Source organism: Pseudomonas sp. BNK-7 (assembly GCF_048072025.1).
GTDB classification, from domain to species: Bacteria; Pseudomonadota; Gammaproteobacteria; order Pseudomonadales; family Pseudomonadaceae; genus Aquipseudomonas; species Aquipseudomonas danubii.
Map to the genome: position 1 here is coordinate 6,042,832 of NZ_CP182252.1, position 21,923 is coordinate 6,064,754.

The 21,923-nt window shown below is 59.6% G+C and carries 22 protein-coding genes; 8 read left to right on the top strand and 14 right to left on the bottom strand.

Translation table 11 applies throughout. The features are described 5' to 3' along the window. Nucleotides 1-5 precede the first annotated feature (5 nt). From ACMGF8_RS27105 to ACMGF8_RS27140, 8 genes are all read right to left on the bottom strand, one after another. On the bottom strand, nt 6-2,498 hold the full coding sequence (locus ACMGF8_RS27105) for a fimbria/pilus outer membrane usher protein (protein ID WP_240322033.1): 2,493 nt from the start codon (nt 2,496-2,498) through the stop codon (nt 6-8). Nucleotides 2,499-2,731: 233 nt separating this feature from the next. Continuing rightward, nucleotides 2,732-3,469, bottom strand: a complete 738-nt coding sequence (locus ACMGF8_RS27110; protein ID WP_416757866.1) for a fimbria/pilus periplasmic chaperone — start codon at nt 3,467-3,469, stop codon at nt 2,732-2,734. Nucleotides 3,470-3,524: 55 nt separating this feature from the next. Next, nucleotides 3,525-4,049 carry a fimbrial protein gene (locus tag ACMGF8_RS27115; RefSeq protein ID WP_102860823.1) on the bottom strand — a complete coding sequence of 175 codons (525 nt, stop codon included), beginning with the start codon at nt 4,047-4,049 and terminating at the stop codon, nt 3,525-3,527. 354 nt (nt 4,050-4,403) lie between these two features. Continuing rightward, nucleotides 4,404-6,491, bottom strand: a complete 2,088-nt coding sequence (locus ACMGF8_RS27120; protein WP_115580667.1) for an LTA synthase family protein — start codon at nt 6,489-6,491, stop codon at nt 4,404-4,406. Nucleotides 6,492-6,830: 339 nt separating this feature from the next. Further along, on the bottom strand, nt 6,831-7,022 hold the full coding sequence (locus ACMGF8_RS27125; protein WP_102860821.1) for a PLDc N-terminal domain-containing protein: 192 nt from the start codon (nt 7,020-7,022) through the stop codon (nt 6,831-6,833). A gap of 84 nt (nt 7,023-7,106) precedes the next feature. After that, nucleotides 7,107-7,637: a hypothetical protein gene (locus ACMGF8_RS27130; RefSeq protein WP_102860820.1), complete on the bottom strand. Its 531-nt coding sequence runs from the start codon at nt 7,635-7,637 to the stop codon at nt 7,107-7,109. Between the two features lie 114 nt (nt 7,638-7,751). After that, on the bottom strand, nt 7,752-8,270 hold the full coding sequence (locus tag ACMGF8_RS27135) for an ankyrin repeat domain-containing protein (protein WP_102860819.1): 519 nt from the start codon (nt 8,268-8,270) through the stop codon (nt 7,752-7,754). 97 nt (nt 8,271-8,367) lie between these two features. Next, nucleotides 8,368-10,206, bottom strand: coding sequence for a long-chain-acyl-CoA synthetase (locus ACMGF8_RS27140; protein ID WP_102860818.1), 1,839 nt, complete (start codon nt 10,204-10,206; stop codon nt 8,368-8,370). A gap of 678 nt (nt 10,207-10,884) precedes the next feature. Here ACMGF8_RS27140 and ACMGF8_RS27145 point away from each other — a divergent pair. Beyond that, a complete protein-coding gene (locus tag ACMGF8_RS27145; protein ID WP_019093389.1) occupies nt 10,885-11,163 on the top strand; it encodes a DUF3509 domain-containing protein in 279 nt (92 codons plus the stop codon). Nucleotides 11,164-11,234: 71 nt separating this feature from the next. On the opposite strand, the gene ACMGF8_RS27150 is transcribed toward ACMGF8_RS27145, so the two are convergent. Genes ACMGF8_RS27150 through aroC form a run of 3 tightly spaced genes read right to left on the bottom strand, consistent with a single transcriptional unit; the run spans nt 11,235 to nt 14,054 of the window. Further along, nucleotides 11,235-11,780, bottom strand: a complete 546-nt coding sequence (locus ACMGF8_RS27150; RefSeq protein ID WP_102860817.1) for a 1,2-dihydroxy-3-keto-5-methylthiopentene dioxygenase — start codon at nt 11,778-11,780, stop codon at nt 11,235-11,237. After that, entirely contained in the window at nt 11,777-12,934 is a 1,158-nt protein-coding gene (locus tag ACMGF8_RS27155; RefSeq protein ID WP_416760386.1) for an MFS transporter, read from the bottom strand. Before ACMGF8_RS27155 ends, ACMGF8_RS27150 begins: the two co-directional genes overlap by 4 nt. Nucleotides 12,935-12,962: 28 nt before the next feature. After that, entirely contained in the window at nt 12,963-14,054 is a 1,092-nt protein-coding gene (aroC, locus tag ACMGF8_RS27160) for a chorismate synthase (RefSeq protein ID WP_102860816.1), read from the bottom strand. A gap of 142 nt (nt 14,055-14,196) precedes the next feature. Between aroC and ACMGF8_RS27165 the strand changes: the two genes are divergently transcribed. Beyond that, nucleotides 14,197-15,150 carry an alpha/beta hydrolase gene (locus ACMGF8_RS27165; protein WP_102860815.1) on the top strand — a complete coding sequence of 318 codons (954 nt, stop codon included), beginning with the start codon at nt 14,197-14,199 and terminating at the stop codon, nt 15,148-15,150. Nucleotides 15,151-15,248: 98 nt separating this feature from the next. Beyond that, nucleotides 15,249-16,040, top strand: a complete 792-nt coding sequence (locus ACMGF8_RS27170; RefSeq protein ID WP_102860814.1) for a hypothetical protein — start codon at nt 15,249-15,251, stop codon at nt 16,038-16,040. Between the two features lie 52 nt (nt 16,041-16,092). Here ACMGF8_RS27170 and prmB read toward each other — a convergent pair whose 3' ends face one another. After that, a complete protein-coding gene (gene prmB, locus ACMGF8_RS27175; protein WP_102860813.1) occupies nt 16,093-17,001 on the bottom strand; it encodes a 50S ribosomal protein L3 N(5)-glutamine methyltransferase in 909 nt (302 codons plus the stop codon). Nucleotides 17,002-17,242: 241 nt separating this feature from the next. Between prmB and ACMGF8_RS27180 the strand changes: the two genes are divergently transcribed. The 5 genes from ACMGF8_RS27180 (at nt 17,243) to ACMGF8_RS27200 (ending at nt 20,011) form a co-directional block, all read left to right on the top strand. Then, complete coding sequence (locus ACMGF8_RS27180) at nt 17,243-17,833, top strand: cysteine hydrolase family protein (RefSeq protein ID WP_016962781.1); 591 nt, start codon at nt 17,243-17,245, stop codon at nt 17,831-17,833. A gap of 129 nt (nt 17,834-17,962) precedes the next feature. After that, nucleotides 17,963-18,283, top strand: coding sequence for a hypothetical protein (locus ACMGF8_RS27185; RefSeq protein ID WP_102860812.1), 321 nt, complete (start codon nt 17,963-17,965; stop codon nt 18,281-18,283). 74 nt (nt 18,284-18,357) lie between these two features. Further along, nucleotides 18,358-18,915 carry a Smr/MutS family protein gene (locus tag ACMGF8_RS27190; RefSeq protein ID WP_060840489.1) on the top strand — a complete coding sequence of 186 codons (558 nt, stop codon included), beginning with the start codon at nt 18,358-18,360 and terminating at the stop codon, nt 18,913-18,915. A gap of 77 nt (nt 18,916-18,992) precedes the next feature. After that, nucleotides 18,993-19,538: a GTP cyclohydrolase I FolE gene (gene folE / locus ACMGF8_RS27195; protein WP_011062625.1), complete on the top strand. Its 546-nt coding sequence runs from the start codon at nt 18,993-18,995 to the stop codon at nt 19,536-19,538. Between the two features lie 101 nt (nt 19,539-19,639). Further along, nucleotides 19,640-20,011 (top strand): glutathione S-transferase N-terminal domain-containing protein, encoded by a 372-nt coding sequence (locus ACMGF8_RS27200; RefSeq protein ID WP_102860811.1) that lies wholly within the window; start codon nt 19,640-19,642, stop codon nt 20,009-20,011. Between the two features lie 55 nt (nt 20,012-20,066). Here ACMGF8_RS27200 and ACMGF8_RS27205 read toward each other — a convergent pair whose 3' ends face one another. Both ACMGF8_RS27205 and ACMGF8_RS27210 read right to left on the bottom strand, forming a co-directional pair. Beyond that, nucleotides 20,067-20,669, bottom strand: coding sequence for a glutathione S-transferase family protein (locus tag ACMGF8_RS27205; protein WP_102860810.1), 603 nt, complete (start codon nt 20,667-20,669; stop codon nt 20,067-20,069). A gap of 10 nt (nt 20,670-20,679) precedes the next feature. Then, nucleotides 20,680-21,846: a PLP-dependent aminotransferase family protein gene (locus ACMGF8_RS27210; RefSeq protein WP_102860809.1), complete on the bottom strand. Its 1,167-nt coding sequence runs from the start codon at nt 21,844-21,846 to the stop codon at nt 20,680-20,682. Nucleotides 21,847-21,923 lie beyond the last annotated feature (77 nt).

The following is a 21,923-nucleotide window of genomic DNA, read 5'->3' on the forward strand; positions in this document are numbered from 1 at the left end:
CTTACCTACCTGTTTAAGATTGCGCCGCCCTTATGGCAGGGCAACTCCAATTGCTGGTAATACTCGTCATTCGAGGAGGGGTCGGTGGGCATGCGATAAGAGGCCAGGCAACTCTGCCCTGCCCCCCACTGAATCAACAACTGGCCCTGACCTTCCAACCCCCGAACAAAGGCTCGGCCGCCCTGTCCGACCTGCGTCAACACCTCCCCATTGGCACCGAGAACTTGCGCGCCCAAGGGAATCATCTGGCCATCATCGCGTACCAGTTTGAGCAGCACGGCCGTCCCCACCACGGTCGGATAACGCAGCATGACCACCGCCCCCGCACGCGGAGCTGTCTGTTGCGAGGTCATCTCCAGCTCGACATCCCGGGAAGTGCCCTTAGGGTCCAGGGCCATATCGTTGCGTCGATAAGGCGTAAGTCCGGTCACGACTGCATAACCGTTATCAGCGATCCGCGTGTTGGCGTTACTCAGGACCTGAGCCCCTTTGGCCCCGGCGGCTTCGAGCACGGCCATGGTTTCGCCCTGCCCCGAAGTGGCGTTGATGCCGCCCGGGTGGGCGACCAGGGTGCCTTGCATGGCGAAGCTGGCTTGCTGATAGTTCTGGCCACGGCTGGCGCTCAGGTTGTAGTTGGCATGGGCCGCGTCATAACGCAGGTTGCCGCCATAGTTGCTGTTGCTTTGCCCCGCATAACGATCACGTGAGCCGTAGAGGCTGTAACCGACCTGGGCGTTTTCGCCGAGACTGCCACTCAAGGAGCTATTGACGCCGTGATTGCCGCTGCCGTCGTAGTTGATGGACGAGCTCAGGTAGGGTGAATAGCGGCTGCGTCCCAGAGGCAAACTGATACTGAGCAGGTATTGATTGTCCATGCTGCCCCCTCCGCTGCGGGTGCGGGCGGCGCTGAAACTGAAACTTCCCCAGCTGTAACTGTTGGAGTACCCCACCTGATAGCTCAGATCCCGCCCCTGATCGCGACGCCAGTAATCCTGCGCCAGACCGGAAAAGTTCAGCTGCCCCATGCGCTCGCCTATCGGCTGGCTCAGGCTCAACTGCAGCCGACTGCGTTGCTTGAACGACCGGTCTTGCGACGGGCTGTCCCGCAGGCGAGCGTACTCGTCGAAGTTCAGATAACCCTCACTGGAGAACCGATAGGCCGCCACGCTGAAGTTGGTGGCAGTGGTTTCAATCAGCTTGTTGTACGACAAGCGCAGGCTGCGACCACTGAGTTGCGTGGGGCCGTCAGCCTCTGAATCGTTCAAGCCCGAGGCCTGGGAATGGGTCAGATCCAGCGCCACCGCTCCCAGGGAGGTGCTCAAGGCCACGCCGCCCTGCCACGCTCGATAATCCTGAGCCAGGATACTGCCGCCATAACCGGTCCACAGATTGGACAAGCCGTACTGATAGGTTCCCTGAACAAAACCGGGCAGCGTATCCAGGCTGTCATCGCGGTAGCGGCCGGCGCTCAGGCTGAAGCGCGAACTGCCGGGTCGCAGTAACTGGGCCATCGAGGCATAGGGCACCACAAAACTTTTGGTCCGCCCATCGGCTTCGGTGATGGTGACATTGAGGTCACCGGCGTAGCCCGCGCTGTTCAGGTCATCGATGGCAAACGGCCCCGGGGGCACCGTAGTTTCATGCAACAGGTTCTGGCCCTGGCGCACGCTGACCTTGGCGGTGGTATCGGCGACGCCACGCACCACGGGCGCAAACCCACGCATCGAATCAGGCAACATGCGCTCATCGCTGCGCAGTTGTACGCCGGTAAAGGAAAAACTGTCGAACAGACTGCCGGGGGTATAGAACTCCCCTAGGGTCAGCTGGGCCTGGGCCGCTGTGATATCGCGCTGCACATAGCTGCTCAAGGCGTTGTACTGGCTGCGACCGCCGGAACCTGACTGATCGTCATAACTGTAGGAGCCATTGTGTCGCAGGCGCCATTGGCCCAGGTTGAGCCCCGTATTGAGGCCGCTATAAAACTGGCGACTGCGCTGTCCGTTGCTACGGTTCTCGGACAGGTTGTTGCTGTAGCCGAGAAAGCCTGCATTGACCCCCGCATCCCACTCTTTGGGAGACACATAACCGCGCTGGGTCCGGCTCAGGTACAACTGAGGAATGGACAGATCAGCGCGCAAGTCGGCCATGTCCACTTCCAGGCGCCCCTGAGGCACCATTTCGTCGGGCCCCAGGCACTCGGCGGCGCGGGCCCGGTTGGCCTGGTCCTCGGGCAGCCGGGTGAAATCGACGCCCAGTTGCTCCAGCAAAGCGGGTGGCAGGCAGGGCTCGACCCTTGAACCATCGGCCACAGTCCTGAGCAGGATCTCTTGAGTCCCAACCCGGTTTTGATTGAGATACACATCAAGGCGATAAGTCCCGGGCGTCAGCGGATTACCTTGCTCATACCTGGACAGGTCCAGCGTTTCTCCACGACTGTTGCCAAAGAACGCCGGATTGAAACGAATCGGCTCGTCAGCCGCGCTGACATCAATAACCATCCACGATCCGATCAGCGTCATGCTGCCCAGAATAAAACCATCACGCACAACCAAACACTTTCTAGAGCAAGCAAGTACGTAACTCATAACTAACAACAACTTTTTTGACAAAGCACTCATCTAACCTGCCCGAACAGTCAGTACGATGGGTCAATGACGAAAATACCGAGGCAAATGCCTCGGCACGAACATTAAGCAAGGGATAAAACCAAGAACTTTCCTGGAGCACTTTATTATTTAAGCTTGGCCTCAACACGCATATTGGCTCCAAAATCGTTGATCCATTCGTACATCACACCCACCCCGACATCCGAGGCTTTGGGTGTTTCTTCAAAAACAAAATCAGCAGATGATTTTGGAGCGACCATATGACTTTTTACTGTTAGAGCCCGACCATTGTTGAGCTTTAACTCAACCGACTTGAAAGACACATGAAAGGCTCCATCATTGTGCACCTGCAAGACAGTGTCCTTGCCAGATCTGAATAAGTTCCAGCGCAGTTTCTCCGCGCTTTCAGTGGAACTTCCCGGAAGATCCGCAGGACGGAAAAACAACTTCAGACGCGTACGAAACGCCAGTTGCATGTGATTGCCGACCTGCGCACTCGCCAATGGGGGTACATCCAGCACATTGAGCCAGAACACCGACTCGCGATCCTTGGGCAAATGAGTTGACGGTACAAAGGCAATCCGCAGCGACTGCCCCTTGTCGGGATCGATCCGCACCATGGGCGGCGTCACCATGAAAGGTGTATCCACCTCATCCGGCTTGGCATCGACGCGGCCATCGTCGATCCAGGTCTGTACCAGCGCTGCTTGTTGCCCCTGATTGCTCAGCCTGAGAGAAACCTCGCGCTCCTTGGCTGGATAGACAATTCGCGTGGCATCAACCACCACGCTGGCTTGGACGGAGAGAGAGCACAGCAAAATAGCGATACAAGTGATAAGACGCGAAAAGAAACAACAAAACATGGGCTCTATCGCTCACAGGATTAAGCCTTGAAGCTCAGGCTTCAAGGCTTTGATTTCACTCGTAGACAAGGTCAAAGGTTAGTTCGGCTTTAACATCACCTGCTGTGACCGGGACATCACCTGCCAAGTACCGAGCAGCTAGTACGAATTGCGCGGCATTTGCACTTACAGACAGAGGCGCAAAATAGGGTTTACTAATAGAATCGAGCATTAGATCAATAGGTTTACTTTCATGATCAAGCAGTTGAATCATAGCCGTGGAGCCATCGGGCACACTGTTTTTAAGGGCGCCTGTTTTATGGTCAACTTTAGAAAAATCAGGACTAAACATTCCTTTCAACTTAGTGCCATCACACCCCGACACGCTGATAAAAAAGACCTTTTCACCTGCGTAACCACCTGGTTCTTTAAGAGCCTCGGTACTAACGGGGTTCATTCCAATTTCATTAAGTCCGTCCACTTGACATGTTGTGGGCACGACCTTCCCCTCAAACTTCAACAGCACATCATATGCAAAAGCACTGTTTGCCGCGAAGAGTAGAGCCGATACAACACCAGCCGCCAAACGAAACTTTTTCATTTAACTCTCCCTTTAACCATCATCATGGCGTACTACCCAGCACCCCATTTAATAATCAATGCTACGTTCCAGGTCTGGAGTTTTGCGTGTATCAGTCCAGACCGAAGCGGATGCGATCATTACAGTCTGTTGTATTGGCTAACATCAGATGAATCCTAAAATCCAAGAAATTTCCCATTTAAACGCGAGAAATCGACTAATCACCGAGAAACTTTTCCCAAGAAGAACGGGAAATACCTCAAGACAAATCAATGGCCTCATCTGTCGACAGGCAAAAAAAAACACCCCATCAGAGGTGTTTTCTTTATCAGCAAGGTCTTGCCAACGCTCTACAAGCGCCGACAAGTCCAAGGGTCAATCCGGCTTGCCGTTGACCACGCCGGCGGTGTTGTCGATCAGGCTCTTGGTCGCCGTCTGCAGGAAGGATTCCAGCTTCTGCTTGAGCTGCGCCTCATCGGCGGCTCCGGAAATCAGCTCGCCGCCAGGGGTTGCACCCAGCTCGTACTTGTACAGCCTGGGCGGCATTTCCTTGGGCAGGACCAGCACCCGATCCGCCGTCAGCAGCGCCACGGTCTGATCGCTGCCCGACGGTTTGACCACGCCAAAGCCCTTGTCGCCTTCGGGCAGGTTGAGCAGGTCACGCCCCCAGCACTGGTGCAACACATCACCACCGAGGCGGCCCATGATGGTCGGCACGATATCGATCTGCGTGCCCACGGTGTGGTCGCGCTGGCCGAACTTCTCCTGGATACCGGGTGCAATCATCAGCATCGGCACGTTGAAACGACCCAGGTCCATTTCGGTGATCTGTTGCTCGTTGCCGAAACCGTGATCGCCGACCACGACGAACAGCGTCTCCTTGAAGTACGGCTCCTTGCTCGCCTTCTCGAAGAACTGGCCCAACGCCCAGTCGGAATAGCGCATGGCGGTCAAGTGCTCATTGAGGCTACCGCGGTCGGTGACCTTCTCCACGGGCAATGGCGTCGGCAATGCGTACGGGGTGTGGTTGGACAGGGTCTGCAGCAGGGCGTAGAACGGCCCCTTGCCTTCACGGGCCTTCAACTCTTCCAGGCCACGGTTGAACATGTCTTGGTCGGACACACCCCAGGTCGGGTCGGAGAACACCGGATTGACGAAGTCATTGCGACCAATGAAGTTGGTCATGCCCTGGTTGCTGAAGAACCCCGACTGGTTGTCCCAGGCAAAATCACCGTTGTAGACATACACATCGTCATACTGGCGGGCGCTCAGCAGCTGCGGCAGGCCAGACAGTTTGTGGCTGCCTTCCGGGGTCTGCATCAGGTATTCAAAGCCTGGCAGGTTGGGGAAGCAGGCCATGGTGGCGAACATGCCCTGGTGGGTATGGGTGCCATTGGAGAAGAAGCGGTCGAACAGCAGGCCTTGTGTCGACAGTTTGTCGAAGTAGGGAGTGATCTCCCCAGGACGTCCCAGCGCGCCCACCGAATGCCCGGCGAAGCTTTCCATCAGGATCACCACGACGTTCTTGATCGGCAGGGTCTTGTCCGCATCCGGCGTGTAATTACGGCGCACGGCGGCGATGTCCGCATCCACCAGTTTGTCGTTCGGCACCAGCAGCATGTCGCGTACGGTCTGTTGAGCCAACGGCTGAGGCAAGCTCGCCTTCCAGATATTGGTGCGGTCTTCGGAGAAGCGATCCTTGGCTGCCGCCATCAACTGCAGGGTGCCGTTGAGGCCCAGCTGGTTGGCGAAGTTCGATTCGGTGGTGTAGACATCCCCCCAACGCATCGGCGGCCCCTGGCGCAGGGTGCCACGAGCCGCCACCACACAGATCAGCAGGCAGACCACGAATACCGCAATACGTGCATACCAGGGCGCAACCTGGCGTGCGCCGACATTGCCACCGCTGAACGGACCGCGAGGCCGAGTGGCACGGTCGGCCCACTTGAACGCCAGGCTGAGGATCCAGGCTCCCACGACCCAGGCCAGCAGGTAGCGAACCACAGGGAAACCGTACCAGAGCATGCTCATCACGGTTTTCGGGTCCTCCTTCACATACTGGAAGACCAGACCGTTGAGACGCTGGTGGAACTCACGGTAGAAATCCATCTCCATCAGGCCAAGGAACAAGGCAATGCTGGAGGTCACCGTCAGCCACAAGCGCAGCAGCCCGCGAGCCGCCATGGCCCGGGCACTGAGCATGGCCAGCACCAGCGGTACGCTGAGGTAGACCACCAGCCGCAGGTCAAAACGCAGCCCATTGGCAAACGCTTCGAGGAAGGTCGAAGCCGGGGTGTCGAGAATCATCTCGCGGTTGTAGACCAACAGCGCGACGCGCAACAAAGAAAACATCACCATCATGACCAGCGCGCACAGCAGCGTGTAGGCCAGATGGGATTTGACGGTCGGTTGCAGCAGGCGATTCGAGGATCGCTGCTGACTCAGGGCATCCGAGTTTGCCATGTGGTTTTAGGACCCATTGGAAGTTTAAGTTGCAGAGAAAAAGTGGCGTTCTGCCCTCTTTTTGTCGCCAGGGCGACGGGGATTACGCGGTGCGCAGATGTTGCACGATCACTGAAGGCATTGCCATTGATTAGTGGGCGCTCCCCACAAGCCCAGCTCCTACGGCTCTGGAACAACAGATTGCCGGGATTCGCACCAGGGGAAAAACGCCGGCGAATTGTCTTTGAGGCCTTGTGAAAATTTCGTTCAACGCATGTTTAGTCACACAAAAAAGGGCCTGGCGGCCCTTTTTTTCCATCGCCGGCCATGATGCCGGGGCTGTTCGTCACGTGTCCTGGTTCAGAGCCTGACATTACCTCGGGGACCGGCAATGGCCCAGATGATCAACCCAAGTACGGGAAGGAAGATGATCAACAACACCCAGACAATCTTCATCCCGGTTTCAGCGCTGCTTTTCAGCACGTTGATGATGGCCCAGATATCCAGGGCCAGAATGATCAGGCCAACCAGGCCATTGAAGGTGGAACCCATGGTGTCGCTCCCAAATGAAGGTGTGCCTCTTTAGGATAGTCGCGCTGAATCAGGGTTCCGTTTTATTCCACCGCTATGGCGGATTCAGACGTGCACGGCAATCTTCAACGCTTCCAGGGCCGGCGCTGCGGCGATACCGACTTCGGCACACAACTCCAGCACTCGCGGCAGGTCATTGCCGTAGACCAGCACCATCTGCAGTTCGTCATCCAGCAACTGGCTGAAATTCATCAGCACATAGCCGCCGTTTTCCGGGTTCATGCTGCCCATCTGGATCTGGATGCGGTTCAAGGCCGTCAAGGCTTCGATCTTCGCCAACTGCTTGGGCTTGATGTTGAAAGGCACGTCCTTGCCGAAAGACGCGACGATCTGTGCGAACAGATCAACATAAGTGTCGGCCTGAAACAGCACAGTCTCCGGCAGGCTGCCGACCACCACCCACTCGCCCAGGGGAATGGGGAAGCTGTCGTCGTAGTTGATGTCCGGATTGGCCGCCAGGAACGCCTGGGGATCGGCGTAGGCCTGGGCCGCTTCGTCGGCGATCTGCTGGATCTCGGCATCGCCCATGCACCCGGAGCTGATTTTGCTGATGAGTTCGATAAGGGCGGTTTTCATGGGGACATCCTGAAGACAAGGAAATTCGAGGGCGCGAAGGATAGCCTAAAGTGCGCCCCCAGACCTACGCCTGTGACGCGGGCCTGGCGCCCTCGCCCCTCGAACCTTGACGGCTCAGGCCAGGAGTTTTTCCAGCTGTGCGGCAGTGTCCTGCGCACCCATGGTCTTGGCAGCTTCCAGGGCACTGACACCATTGCTGTCGCAAGCCTTGGGATCGGCGCCCTGGCTGATCAGGTAAGTGACGATTTCAGTGCGGTTGAACATCGCTGCCATCATCAGCGCGGTACGCCCGTCAAAGGACGAACCTTCCACTTGAGCTCCGCCTTCCACCAGGGCCTTGACCACCGCCAGGTCGCCCTTGAAGGCGGCGCCGGCGATCGGGCTCTGGCCATTGTCGTTGCGAATCTCGGGATCGGCCTGGTGCTTGAGCAGCACCTGCACGGCGTCCACATGCCCGTGATAGGCGGCCAGCATCAGCAAGGTGTCACCCTTGTGGTTGCGCAGGTTGACCGGCAGGCCACTGGCCGCCAGCTTGTCGAGCATCTGTGCGTCGCCCTGACGGGCCACGTTGAATACCTGTTCGACAAACTGGGCGGCCTCTTCTTCAGTCATCTGGCGGCTTTTGTCGGTCATCGGAAACTCCAGGTTCGGCAAATCGGAAAGGCGCTAGTTTCCCCAAGCCGGCCGCAGCCTGTCATCCCTTTTTTCCCAAGAGCCGCCATAGGCAGAATCAATAACGCAGACGCCCGCCCTGGATATCGGCAAAAATCTGCGGGGTCAGTTGCACATAGGTATCCGACCCGGGAAGCCAGGCATAGACCGGATCGTCGCCGACCCGTTCGAGGTCGAACGCCTGCTCCTTGAGTCGGCTCTTCTGATATTTGAAGGTGCCAGTGGTGTCCATTTTCACCTTGATCCGCAGGAACAGCGGCACCGCGTAAGCCGGAAGCTGCTGCCTGGCATATTGCAGCAACTCACTGAAATCCAGGGTTGCCAGCGACTCCGCCGGGGTAATAGCCACCATTCCGGCACGGCCGTTGGTGTTATGGATTTCGACGCCATAGGCCACCACTTCGGCCACTTGCGGGTGCCCCAGGAGAATGTTTTCCACCTCGGTGGTGGAGACGTTCTCGCCCTTCCAACGATAGGTGTCCCCCAGCCGATCGACGAACTGCACATGGCCAAAACCGATGTCGCGCAGCAAGTCACCGGTGTTGAAGTAGCAATCGCCCTTCTCGAACACATCCTTGAGGATCACCTTGAGGTTCTTTTCCGGATCGGTGTAGCCATCCAGCGGCGCCTTGTCGTCGATCTTCGCCAACAGCAGGCCCTGACCGCCCTTGGCGACCTTCTGCATGAAGCCCTGGCTGTTGCGCAATGGCGCCCCGGTGTCGTGGGCGTACTCCACCAATGCCCAGGGGATCAGGGAAAAACCCACGGTGTTGTCGAAGTTGAGGATATTGCTGAAGCCGATATTGCCGTCGCTGGCCGCGTACAGCTCACAGACATGACCGACGCCGAAACGCTGCTTGAACTCGCTCCAGACTCCCGGACGCAGGCCATTGCCGATCATCTTCAACACGCCATGCTCGGTATCCCGGGCAGTGCTGGGCTGATCGATCAGGTAGCGACACAACTCACCGACATAGCCCACAGTCGTCGCCTTGAACCGACGCGCATCGTCCCAGAACTGACTGGCGCTGAACTTGCGGCGAATGGCGAACCCCGAGGCGCCGGTGATGGCCGAGCCCCAACAGACGCACAGTCCGGTGGCGTGGTACAGCGGCAAGGTGCAATACACCACGTCGCCGGGCTGCATATCCAGGGCGATGGTGCCGAAACCGGCAGAGGTGCGCATCCAGCGCCCATGCTTGAAAATCCCCGCCTTGGGCAGGCCCGTGGTGCCGGACGTATAGATGTAGAAACAAGGGTCGTTGAAGAAGATGCGCTGGGTCTGCAGCAGATTGTCCGCTGGATAACCGGCGCTCTCGGCCATCAGGTTGACCAGGTCCTGCGGAGTCGGTCCAGGGTCGACGAAGGTGTCCTGATCGGCCACGAACCAGGTGCGAGCCGGATCGATATCCACTTGATCGCGTACTGCGGAAAAAGCCGCCAGCAACTCACCACCGACCATGATGCCCACCGGCTTCACCAGTTCCAGGCTGTGCGCCAGCACACTTTGGGTCTGCGCGGTGTTGAGCATCGCGCAGATCCCGCCAAGCTTGGCCACCGCCAGCACCGTGACCAGCAGCTCAGGGCGATTCTCGATGAAAATCGCCAGTACATCGCCCTTGCCGATGCCCTGCTCCCGCAGGTAAGCAGCGATGCGGTTGGCCCATTGATTGACCTGGGAGTAACTGAGTACCCGATCGCCATACAACAGGGCCGGCCCCTGGGGATTGCGCAGGGTGGCCTGCTCGAAACTCCAGCCCAGTCCACAGGGTTGGTCAGGGTTGTCGATGTTCCCTGCCCTCATGCCTCGCACCACCCGAGGTAGCGCCTTGGCAATGGACGGCACCTTTCGCAGCATCATGCCCCAGGTGATCATGTCGCTCTTGTACTTGTTCATGGTGGCTCCGGTTCGACAGCAAAGGTCTGTGCCCGGGCCAGGCCGGGCGTTGGCAACAGCCAGCGCAAGGCTCAACCGGGGTTGGCGACCCAGGGTTCGGCAACCGGCAAGCGAAGACTGCGGGGATCACCCGCAAAGGGATAAAGGCAGGGCAAGTGCAGCGCTGCTGACAGCACCGGCACTAATGCAGTGGGACCGTTCATGGAGGGCGTCCTGTTTCTTATTATTCGTCGGGCAGGATCGCTGGATCGCGCCGCAACACATTCCATGTCGCAGAAACACCTTTCAAACCTGTTCGGCCGGGTCGCCGAGGCAGCATTGAAACGGCGTGACAGGCTGGAAAATACGTCAGCCGTCGCGGGCCTGTACACGGAGTTTTTGCAAACTTTTGTATCTCCCCGCCGGTTATCTCCAGGGCCCTCCAGCCCCATCCATAAACGATTGAATTTTCTCACGGGGCCAGCGGTCATAACGCTGTAGCCACGCCCACGGCCAATCGCCGCCAACCTGCAAAATGCAGGATGCACGATGGCCATTCATGCAATTTGCACGAGATCGAAATTTCATAAAAATCATAAACTATTGATTTATAAGGATTTTATAAAAAGACAATACTGGCACAATCGCTGCACCTATCACTCCACGCTTGCCCTTCAAGAGCTAACGGAGCTGATAGACATGAGCCTGATCCAAGAAAAGTTTTCTTCCCTGTTCTCCAACTTCGAAGTGACCACTCAACCCCGTCCTGACGGTGGCATCCTGCTCACCCTGCGTAACAGCGAAGGCAAACAGTTCAAGCGTTCGATTTCCTACGCGCAGCTGCATGCCGCCGACCAGCTGTCCTGGGTCATCAGTGCAATTCGTCGTGACTTGGCCGAACAGGCCAGTGAGCTGCCGCAGATTTCCATGCTGCAAAGCCAGAACCGCTTTGCCTTGCCGACTTACCACTCCGCGTAAGCCACCTTCGGTTTCCTGCTCGGGCCGGCCCACCTTGCGTGGGACCGGCCCGTTGACGTAGCGCTTCCCGCTCAATCGTCCAGGCGTGGGAACTGGCTGGCGATAGCGTCGCCGGTCAGGCTGGCCGACCAGCCTTGGGGATTACTGAACAGGCGGATGGCGACCAGGTGCGGCTCCTCCCCCATATCGAACCAATGGGCAGTGCCCGCCGGCAGCGAAATCAGGTCGTTTCTTTCGCAAAGAACGGCATAGACGTAGTCGTCGATGTGCAGATTTAGCAGCCCACGTCCGGCGACGAATAACCGCACTTCATCCTCGTCATGGCGATGCTCGTCGAGAAAGCTGGCACGCAACTCGGCTCTTTGTGGATGGTCACGGTTGAGGCTGATCACATCCACGCTGACATCACCCTGCTCGGTCATCAGCCGATCGATCTGCTCCTGATAGGCCGCAACCACCTCTTCCTGGCTGGCCCCCGGCTCGATCCGCGTCGAGGCTGGCCAACGATCAAAGCCAATCCCCTGTTCGGCCAAGGTCGCAGCGATATCGTCAAAGTGGGTCAGAACCTTGTTCGGCAGGTCCGGGCTGGATACGTGGTAGACGGACAGGCTGCTCATGACGGCAACTCCTCTTGCATGCGGGTGGCAATGATAACGGCTGCGGCCAGGGCGGCGACGCTAGCAATACTAAAGGTCAATGTGGCGCCCAGGGCGTTCCAGCTGTAGCCGGAATACAGGGCGCCCAAGGCACCTCCGGCTCCCGCCAGGGCGGCGTACAGCGCCTGGCCCTGGCCCTGCTGGCGAGCACCGAAACTGCGTTGGACAAAATGAATGGCTGCGGCGTGAAAGCTGCCGAAGGTTGCCGCATGCAGCACCTGCGCCAACAACAGTGCCCCGAGATGCTCCGCCAGGCTGCCCAGCAGCAGCCAGCGCAAAGCCGCCAAGAGAAAACTCGCCAGCAACACCCTGCGCACGGAAAATCGCGCCAGAATCCGGCTCATGGCCAGGAACATCAGCACCTCGGCCACCACACCCAGAGCCCAGAGCATGCCGATCAGGCCACGGGTATAGCCCAGGTGCTCCAGGTGCAGGGTCAGGAAGGTGTAGTAAGGACCGTGGCTCATCTGCATCAGGGCCACACACAGGTAGAAGGCCAGCACCCCGGGGCCGCGCAGCTGCTTGATAAAGCCCTCCCCGGCCAACCGCGGCCCCTGCACCACAGGCTGGGCGTTGGGCACCCACAGGCTGCTGAGCACAATGCTGCCCATGATCGCCACCAGTGCCGCCGGGTAGATATCCAGGCTCAACCACTCGAACAGGCGCCCCAAAGCCACCACGGTAAGAATAAAACCGATGGAACCCCAAAGACGGATCTGACTGTAGCGTGAGGTCTGCCCCTGCAAGTGCGCCAGGGTGATCACCTCAAACTGCGGCAGGACTGCGTGCCAGAAAAATGCATGCAGGGCCATGACCATCGCCAGCCAGGCGTAGCTCTTGCTGACGAAGATCAGCGAGAAACAGATCAGGGTGCAGATGGCGCCACAACGCACGATCGCCAGGCGCCGGCCAGTGTAGTCCCCCAGCCAGCCCCAAAGGTTGGGCGCCACGCAGCGCATGAGCATGGGAATGGCCACCAGCTCACCGATCCGCGCGCTGGAAAACCCCAGGTGATCGAAATACAGCGCCAGAAACGGCGCCGTCGACCCCAGCAGAGCGAAATAGAACAGGTAGAAACTGGAAAGCCGCCAGTACGGCAGCGCCGCCACGGTCATCAGACCGTAGCGACTGGCAGAACCGCCATTACAGCTGGCCCAGTACCGGCGTGCTGACGCGCACGTCGGCATTCTGGCCGCGGTGACGCAGCAGGTGATCCAGCAGCACGATGGCCATCATGGCTTCGGCAATGGGAGTGGCACGAATGCCCACGCAAGGGTCGTGACGGCCCTTGGTGATCACGTCCAGCGGATTGCCATCAACGTCGATGGAGCGACCTGGCGTGGTGATGCTGGACGTCGGCTTGAGCGCCAGGTGGGCAACGATCGGCTGCCCCGAGGAGATCCCGCCAAGAATGCCGCCGGCGTTATTGCTGAGGAAACCTTGCGGGGTCAGCTCGTCACGGTGTTCGGTGCCGCGCTGGGCGACGCAGGCGAAACCGGCGCCGATTTCCACGCCCTTGACCGCATTGATGCTCATCAACGCATGAGCCAGTTCGGCATCCAGCCGGTCGAAGATCGGCTCGCCCAGGCCCGGCATCACGCCTTCGGCGACCACGGTGATCTTCGCTCCCACGGAGTCCTGATCCCGGCGCAATTGGTCCATGTAGGCTTCAAGCTCCGGAACCTTATCCGGATCGGGGCTGAAGAATGCGTTGTCCTCCACCGAATCCCAGGTCTTGAAAGGAATCTCGATCGGGCCCAACTGACTCATGTAACCGCGCACCACGATGCCCTGGCTTGCCAGGTATTTCTTGGCGATGGCCCCGGCCGCCACGCGCATGGCGGTTTCCCGCGCCGAGCTGCGACCGCCGCCACGGTAATCACGAATGCCGTACTTGTGGTGGTAGGTGTAATCGGCGTGAGCCGGACGGAACAGATCCTTGATCGCCGAGTAGTCCTTGGACTTCTGGTCGGTATTGCGGATCAACAGGCCAATGGAACAGCCCGTGGTCTTGCCCTCGAACACCCCGGAAAGGATCTCGACTTCATCGGGTTCCTGGCGCTGGGTGGTGTGACGGCTGGTGCCGGGCTTGCGCCGGTCCAGGTCACGCTGCAGGTCTTCCAGGGACAGCTCGAGGCCCGGCGGGCAGCCGTCGACAATGGCGACCAACGCCGGACCATGGCTTTCGCCCGCGGTGGTGACAGTGAACAGCTTGCCGTAGGTATTGCCGGACATGCGGGGAGCTCCGTGAAATCAGCCGAAATAACTCAATCAGGATTACTGAAGGGCGCAAGTATACGCAGGCTACCCAACTAGTTCATCCTCGAACCTTCTGCCCCTGCCCGAGTCCAACCGGCACCTTATACATGATGGCGTCATGATGCTGCGAGTCCTTCTCTTGAGCCTTTCCCTGTTCACCGGCCTGGTCAACGCGGCCGTCCTGCAACGCCCCGTAAGCCTGGACACCGGCCACGGCGAGCTGTATGGCTCGATGCTGCTGCCCAAATCCGCGCAGCCGGTGCCGGTGGTGCTAATCATCTCAGGCTCCGGCCCCACCGACCGCGACGGCAACAACCCCGACGGCGGGCGCAACGATAGCCTCAAGCGCCTGGCCTGGGTGCTGGCCAAGCACAACATCGCCAGCGTGCGCTACGACAAGCGCGGTGTGGCGGCCAGCCTCGCGGCGACCCCGGATGAACGCAACCTGACCCTCGACGCCTATGTGGCCGACGCCGTGGCCTGGGGCAAGCAGCTCAAGGCCGACCCGCGTCTGGGCCAACTGATCGTGCTGGGCCATAGCGAAGGCGCGCTGATCGCCAGCCTCGCCGCCGCCCAACTGGACGCCGCCGGCGTGATTTCCATCTCCGGCACCGCCCGCCCCGTGGATCAGGTGCTGCGCCAGCAACTGAGTTATCGCCTGCCGCCGGCGCTGATGGTGCGCAGCAACGAACTGCTGGACAGCCTCAAGGCCGGTCAGGTCGACAACGATGTGCCACCAGCCCTGCAAGTGATCTTCCGCCCCAGCGTACAACCCTATCTGATCACCCTGTTCCGCGAGGACCCGGCCGCCGCTTTCGCCCGCCTGAAAATGCCGGCGCTGATCATTCAGGGCAGCAATGATATCCAGGTCAGCGTTGACGACGCCCGGGTGCTCAAGGCGGCAAAACCGGATGCTCAACTGACCTTGATCGACGGCATGAACCATGTTCTGCGTATCGTACCCAACGATCTCAAGCGCCAATTGGCGTCCTACAAGGACCCGCAATTGCCCCTGGCGGCGGAACTGGGCCGATCCATCATCAGTTTTATTGACGGACTTCACACCCGTTAGGCTGTTTTTACCCTCCAGTCCTGAAAAAAACGGCCGATAAGCCTTTGCCGGCCGTTCGATTGCTGTCGGCGCGCAGCGATTGGACAGGACTTGCCGTTATGACTGATACCTCGAATTCACCCGCCACCGAGCAGGAAGCCGCCGTACCGGAAGCGGCGCCGTTGCCGTGGGCGGACGTCCAGGCTGAACATCACAAGATGCTGCGCCTGGCGCCCCTGCAGACCGATCGCGCCACCGGCGGGCGCCCTTTGCGTTTTGTCGAGTTCGGTTATGCCGAACGCAACAACAAAGAGCACAGCCTGCTGCGCATGACCATCAGCCTGCCCGGCCAGCGGGTGCGCAAGGAACAGAATCACCTGGATGTCTGGGTCGAGCACGACACCCACCGGGTGCACTTCGAGCCCGAAGGCGGGCTGCAGATCGAACCACTGAACCGTGGCATCGGACGCTTCCTGCTGGCCCAGGCCGCGCAATGGGCGCAGAAGAAGTGGCCGCACTACCGGGTCGACGGCTTCGAGCTCGCTAACAAGGACGCCCTCAATGAGGACACTCGCCTGCGCCGCGATCATGTGCTGCGTACCCTGGGCTTCGACGTGGTGTATGCCGATGCCCAGCATCTCAAGGGCAGCGTCAAGGATGTTCAAGTGGGCGAGCTGCTGAGCCAGTGGAACACCGAGAAACTGCAGTTCGTGGAGATACTGGAAGCCGCACAGATGCTCCAGCAGGCCGAGCAGAACCTGGAGGAGCTGGAAGTCAAACTGCGCAAGCAGGAAGAGAAAGTCACCAAGTACAAACGTGAAGACACCGGTCTGCGCTTCACCATCACCTGCCTGGTAGCCTTTGCGGTCTTCCAGGCGGGTCTGCTGATCTGGATTGCGACTCACCGCTGAGTCGCAACCTCTTCAGGGATCAAGGCCCGCCTTGCGCGGGCCGGCACATGGCTCAGGCGCGGGCGGCGAACAGCGCCTGATGCTCGCGGCACTGCTCCGCAGTGAGCATGAACACACCGTGACCGCCGCGCTCGAAGTCCAGCCAGGCGAAGTCGACTTCGGGGTACAGCGCTTCGACGTGCACCTGGCTATTGCCCACTTCGACAATCAGCAAGCCTTTCTCGGTCAGGTGATCAGCGGCCTGGGCCAGCATGCGCCGCACCAGATTCAGGCCATCATCGCCACAGGCCAGGCCCAGCTCGGGCTCATGCTGGTACTCGTCCGGCATGTCGGCAAAATCTTCGGCATCGACATAAGGCGGGTTGGAAACGATCAGGTCGAAACGCTGCCCCGGCAAGCCATCGAAACCATCGCCCTGCACGGTGAACACTCGCTCATCGACACCGTGGCGCTCAATGTTCTGGTTGGCCACTTCCAAGGCTTCGAAGGACAGGTCGGCCAGCACCACTTCGGCCTCGCGGAACTCATAGGCACAGGCAATGCCGATGCAACCGGAGCCGGTGCACAGATCGAGAATCCGCGCAGGCTCAGTGCCCAGCCAGGGTTCGAAGCGTTTCTCGATCAACTCGCCGATGGGCGAGCGGGGAATCAGCACACGCTCGTCAACGATGAACGACATGCCGCAGAACCAGGCCTCGCCCAACAGATAGGCTGTGGGCACGCGTTCTTCGATTCGGCGCTTGAGCAAGTGCTGAAGGTGGACCAACTCGTCGTCTTCCAACGCGCAGTCCAGGTAGCTGTCGGCGATTTCCCAGGGCAGATGCAAGGCTCCGAGCACCAATTGGCGGGCCTCGTCCCAGGCGTTGTCGGTACCATGGCCGAAGAACAGATCCTCCCCATGAAAGCGGCTGACAGCCCAGCGGATATGGTCACGCAAGGTGCGAAGGCGGGAAGTGATCACGGGACAGAACTCCTGAAAAAACGACCGGCAATTCTAACAGCCAAAGCGCCTGCCGACGACGAATGAAAAACCACCGCCGTACAATCGCCTGACCGACCGCTTTTTGCCCGGCAAGCCAAATACCTTGCCCCTCTTGACAAGGCTGCAGGCCAACAACGGCGCACCTTACGTTAGTAGCGATTCACAGAAGCGCTCCGCCAGAGGACAATGTCGCAAAAGCCCCACTCACAGGAGCCCCAGAATGTCCGTTCCAAAGACGATGTTTCAACTCAGCGGTCGTGGTTATGCCGCGGCCAATTTGAGCCACGCGACCCTTGTGATCATCGACGCCCAGAAAGAGTACCTCAGCGGCCCCCTGGCCCTGTCCGGCATGGACAAAGCAGTGGCCAACATCGGCCAACTGCTGGCCGCAGCCCGGGCTGCCGGCCGGCCCATTGTGCATGTGCGCCATCTTGGCACCGTCGGCGGCCTGTTCGACCCTCAGGGCGAGCGCGGCGAATTCATCCCCGGCCTTGAGCCCCAAGGCGACGAGACCATCATCGGCAAGCTGCTGCCCAGTGCCTTCCACGGCACCGAACTGGAAAAGCGCCTGCAGGATCTGGGCTCCCTGGACCTGATCGTCGCCGGTTTCATGAGCCACTCCAGCGTCAGCACCACCGTGCGAGCAGCGAAGAACCTGGGATTCCGTTGCACCCTGGTAGAGGACGCCTGCGCCACCCGTGACCTGCCCTACAAGGGCGGCATTCTCAGCGCCGAGCATGTTCAGCAGACTGAAATGGCGATCATGGCCGACAACTTTGCCACTCTCGCCCAGACCGCAAGCCTGATCTGACCAGCCTTGGTGAGCGGCTGGCGGGCCGCTCATCCATAAACGCCTCGCATTTGCAGCAATTGCCTTAGCCTCAGGAACCACCCGGTCAACTCCCGGTCGAAGGGCCGATACCCATTGAGGAAGGTCGGAATGAAGATATCCGATGGTTTTGACGCACGCCGATTGCGGCCCAAAAGCCCGCGAAACTGGCGCCTGCGCCTGGGGGCTGGATTCTCTGCATTGCTGGCGACCTTCGGCGTGCTGCTGGCCCTGGCTGGGACCGCAAGCCTGCTGGGACGCGCTCCGGCGCTAGGAGAACTCAACGCCAGCCCACTGGGCTCGGCGCTGATCCTGCTGATCGGCCTGCTACTGCTGTACATCGGTGTGCGCCTGTGGCGGCGTTGCCGGCGCCGAATGCGCCAGCCCCTGGCACTGAACATGGCGCCACACCTGATGAAAAAACACGACTGACGACCCTGGGCGCGATTTGCGCGCCTTAAGGTGTTCCGAGTTGGGTAAACTAGCCGCCCTTCGCGGAGGCTGACATGCAAGACGACGATTTTTCCCTGTTCAAAAACGAGATCCGCGGCGTCAAGCCGATCAAGCACGATCGGGCCGACACAGGCAAACCCAAGGCCGACCGCGCACAGATCGCCAAGCTGCGCCAGGCTGCCACAGTGCGTAGCGAGACCACGACGGTGGACGGGCTGTCCGATCAGTTCGTCATCGATGTGGGACCTGAAGATGAGCTGATGTGGGCCCGCGACGGGGTTCAGGAAAGCCAGATGCGCAAGCTGAAAATCGGCCAGATTCCCTTTGAAGGCAGCCTTGACCTGCATGGCATGACCGTGGAAAAGGCCCGCGAAACCCTCTGGGCGTTTCTCGCCGAAGCCACCCGATTCGAGATCCGCTGTGTACGCGTCACCCACGGCAAGGCCGTGCGCCTGGACGGCAAGCGCCCCATGATCAAAAGCCACGTCAACACCTGGCTGCGCCAGCATCCACAAGTGCTGGGCTTCACCTCCTGCCAGGCTAAACATGGCGGCACTGGCGCGCTGTACGTAATGCTCAAACGCACCATGATGGAAGGCCGCGACGAATAAAGCCGCTGCACTAAGCTTGCAGCGCCGTGTCTGCCACCGTACCCTTGCCCTTTGCGTAAAATCCCACAGGTAGTTTCATGTCCCTGGAACAGAATTACACCGCGATCCTCGGCCAACTGGGCGAGGACGTCTCCCGCGAGGGCCTGCTCGATACGCCCAAGCGTGCCGCCAAAGCCATGCAGTACCTTTGCCGCGGTTATGCCCAAACCCTGGAAGAAGTCACCAACGGTGCCTTGTTCAGCTCTGACAACAGCGAAATGGTGCTGGTCAAGGACATCGAGCTCTACTCGCTGTGCGAACACCATCTGCTGCCATTCATCGGCAAGGCTCACGTTGCCTACATTCCCAGCGGCAAGGTCCTGGGGCTGTCGAAAGTCGCGCGCATCGTCGACATGTATGCCCGTCGCCTGCAGATCCAGGAAAACCTCAGCCGGCAAATCGCCGACGCCGTTCAGCAAGTGACCGGCGCTCTGGGGGTTGCAGTGGTGATCGAGGCCAAGCACATGTGCATGATGATGCGCGGTGTGGAAAAGCAGAATTCGTCGATGATCACTTCAGTGATGCTGGGCGAGTTCCGCGAAAATGCCGCGACTCGCAGCGAGTTCCTCAGCCTGATCAAGTAACAGGCCCTGAGTGAAAAAACCGGCGTTGATCGCCGGTTTTTTTCGTCCGGCAAAAATCAGGTAAGCTGCCGCCCCTTCATTCATGGGCAAGAGGCAATACCGTGATCGTCAAAGCGCTGCGAGTCGGCCTGGGCCAACTCATCATTTTCATCGACTTCATCACCCGCCCGCGCAAGCAGAAGCGCGCTGCCGCCGCTCAAGCGCAGGTCGAGCAGGCCGCCAAGGGCCTGACCCTGTATCAGTTCCACGCCTGCCCGTTCTGCGTGAAGACGCGCCGTACCCTGCACCGCCTGAACGTACCGGTGGCCCTGCGCGACGCCAAGAACAACGAGCAGGATCGCCAGACCCTGCTGGAGCAGGGCGGCAAGATCAAGGTGCCATGCCTGCGTATCGAAGAGAACGGCCAGACCACCTGGATGTATGAATCCAAGGTGATCATCGATTACCTGAACCAGCGCTTCTCGGCGGCCTGAAGCCTCTCCCCGGGACGATGCTGTCCCGGGTCAGTTGCCCCCTCGGAAAATCCGCTCAATCGAACATCCCGACATGCCGCGGATGGCTCTGTACGCGCTGGACCCAGGCCTGGATACCCGGATAGCGGGTCAGATCGAAACCGCCTTCATGGGCCACATGGGTGTAGGCATACAGCGCGATATCGGCAATGGAATAGTGCTCGCCCACCAGATACGGCGTGCGGCTCAATTGTTTTTCCATCACATCCAGCGCCTTGTAGCCACGCTTGTGCAGCTTCAGGTATTCGTCCCGGCGCTCTTCGGGCAAGCCCTCGTACTGTTCAATGAAGCGCGCCACCGCGATGTAAGGCTCGTGACTGTACTGTTCGAAGAACTGCCATTGCAGGACCTGGGTGCGCAGGCGCGGTTCGCTGGGCAGGAATTCGCTGCCGTCGGCCAGAAAGTTGAGAATCGCGTTGGACTCCCACAGGCAGGTGCCGTCTTCCAGTTCCAGTACCGGTATCTTGCCGTTGGGATTCTTTGCCAGGAAGGCTTCGGTCTGGGTATCGCCTCCAAGAATGTCCACCGCCTGCCACTCATAAGGCAGCCCCAGAAGACTGAGCATCAGCTTGATCTTGTAGCAGTTGCCCGAACGGTAATCGCCATAAACCTTGTACATGGCCCTCCCCTTAGGCTGCCTGTGCAGCCTGTGCTTGACGTATCACGGTGGCCAGCCGCTTGAGGCCTTCGTCCAGCCGTGCCGGATCGATATGGCTGAAATTCAACCGCAGATGCCCATGATTGCGCTCCGGTTCAGAGAAGAACGGTTCGCCGGGCATAAAAGTCACGTCTTGTTCCAACGCGGACTTGAGCAAAGTGCGGGTATCCAGGGGTTGTTTCAAGCTCAACCAGAAAAACAGACCTCCCTGGGGCACCTGCCAGTCCGCCAGATCGGCGAAATGAGTCTGCAGCGCGATCTGAAAGGCATCACGGCGCAGACGGTAGAAACTGCGCAGTTCACCCAGGTGCTGCTGGAACTGATCGCTGCCGATCCATTGCATGGCCTGCCACTGGCCGACGCGGTTGGTGTGCAAGTCCGCGGACTGTTTCAGGCGCAGCAGATGAGGGAACAGGTCCGGACTGGCGATCAAGTAGCCAACCCGCAATCCCGGGAGCAGGGTTTTCGACACGGTGCCGGTGTAGATCCAACTGGCCTTTTTCAGGCGGCTGACAATGGGGGTCGCGCTGCCACCGTCGAAGGTCAGCTCGCGATAGGGCTCGTCCTCGATCAGGGTCACGCCGAACTCGTCCAGAAGGGCCGCCACCGCCTCGCGCTTGGCTTCGCTGTAGCGCACCGCCGAAGGATTCTGGAAGGTCGGAATCAGGTAGACGAAGGCTGGACGATGCTGTTCCAGGCGAGCGCGCATCTGCGCCAGATCCGGACCGTCCGCCTCCAATGGCACAGTCAGGCAGTCGGCACCGAACAACTGGAAGATCTGCAGGGCAGCCAGATAGGTCGGAGCCTCCAACAGGATCTGGGTGCCCTTGTCGATGTACAGCTTGGCCGCCAGGTCAAGGGTCTGCTGGGAGCCGCTGACCACCAGGACCTGGCTCGCCTCGCAAGGCACGCCGAGCTTGCGCGCCTCGGCAGCCAGGGCTTCACGCAACGACGGCTCGCCTTCACTCATGCCGTATTGCCCCATGGACAAGGGCATGTCTTGCCACTGCACCTTGGGCAGCATCACCTCGGCCGGCAGCCCGCCTGCGAACGACATCACTTCCGGGCGCTGGGCCGCGGCAAGGATTTCACGGATCAAGGAGCTTTTGAGGCGCGATACACGTTCGGAGAAGGCCATGGAGGTCACCGCTAGCAAAGGTCGGAGGAAATACGTCAAACTGCTTGACCGAAATTACGCCGACTCTCGCAGATACG

Bases quoted from the DNA above. Each gene is read 5' to 3' on its own strand.
- ACMGF8_RS27105 (WP_240322033.1), bottom strand. From the start codon at position 2,498: ATGGTTATTGATGTCAGCGCGGCTGACGAGCCGATTCGTTTCAATCCG.
- ACMGF8_RS27110 (WP_416757866.1), bottom strand. From the start codon at position 3,469: ATGTTTTGTTGTTTCTTTTCGCGTCTTATCACTTGTATCGCTATTTTG.
- ACMGF8_RS27115 (WP_102860823.1), bottom strand. From the start codon at position 4,049: ATGAAAAAGTTTCGTTTGGCGGCTGGTGTTGTATCGGCTCTACTCTTC.
- ACMGF8_RS27120 (WP_115580667.1), bottom strand. From the start codon at position 6,491: ATGGCAAACTCGGATGCCCTGAGTCAGCAGCGATCCTCGAATCGCCTG.
- ACMGF8_RS27125 (WP_102860821.1), bottom strand. From the start codon at position 7,022: ATGGGTTCCACCTTCAATGGCCTGGTTGGCCTGATCATTCTGGCCCTG.
- ACMGF8_RS27130 (WP_102860820.1), bottom strand. From the start codon at position 7,637: ATGAAAACCGCCCTTATCGAACTCATCAGCAAAATCAGCTCCGGGTGC.
- ACMGF8_RS27135 (WP_102860819.1), bottom strand. From the start codon at position 8,270: ATGACCGACAAAAGCCGCCAGATGACTGAAGAAGAGGCCGCCCAGTTT.
- ACMGF8_RS27140 (WP_102860818.1), bottom strand. From the start codon at position 10,206: ATGAACAAGTACAAGAGCGACATGATCACCTGGGGCATGATGCTGCGA.
- ACMGF8_RS27145 (WP_019093389.1), top strand. From the start codon at position 10,885: ATGAGCCTGATCCAAGAAAAGTTTTCTTCCCTGTTCTCCAACTTCGAA.
- ACMGF8_RS27150 (WP_102860817.1), bottom strand. From the start codon at position 11,780: ATGAGCAGCCTGTCCGTCTACCACGTATCCAGCCCGGACCTGCCGAAC.
- ACMGF8_RS27155 (WP_416760386.1), bottom strand. From the start codon at position 12,934: ATGACCGTGGCGGCGCTGCCGTACTGGCGGCTTTCCAGTTTCTACCTG.
- aroC (WP_102860816.1), bottom strand. From the start codon at position 14,054: ATGTCCGGCAATACCTACGGCAAGCTGTTCACTGTCACCACCGCGGGC.
- ACMGF8_RS27165 (WP_102860815.1), top strand. From the start codon at position 14,197: ATGATGCTGCGAGTCCTTCTCTTGAGCCTTTCCCTGTTCACCGGCCTG.
- ACMGF8_RS27170 (WP_102860814.1), top strand. From the start codon at position 15,249: ATGACTGATACCTCGAATTCACCCGCCACCGAGCAGGAAGCCGCCGTA.
- ACMGF8_RS27180 (WP_016962781.1), top strand. From the start codon at position 17,243: ATGTCCGTTCCAAAGACGATGTTTCAACTCAGCGGTCGTGGTTATGCC.
- ACMGF8_RS27185 (WP_102860812.1), top strand. From the start codon at position 17,963: ATGAAGATATCCGATGGTTTTGACGCACGCCGATTGCGGCCCAAAAGC.
- ACMGF8_RS27190 (WP_060840489.1), top strand. From the start codon at position 18,358: ATGCAAGACGACGATTTTTCCCTGTTCAAAAACGAGATCCGCGGCGTC.
- folE (WP_011062625.1), top strand. From the start codon at position 18,993: ATGTCCCTGGAACAGAATTACACCGCGATCCTCGGCCAACTGGGCGAG.
- ACMGF8_RS27205 (WP_102860810.1), bottom strand. From the start codon at position 20,669: ATGTACAAGGTTTATGGCGATTACCGTTCGGGCAACTGCTACAAGATC.
- ACMGF8_RS27210 (WP_102860809.1), bottom strand. From the start codon at position 21,846: ATGGCCTTCTCCGAACGTGTATCGCGCCTCAAAAGCTCCTTGATCCGT.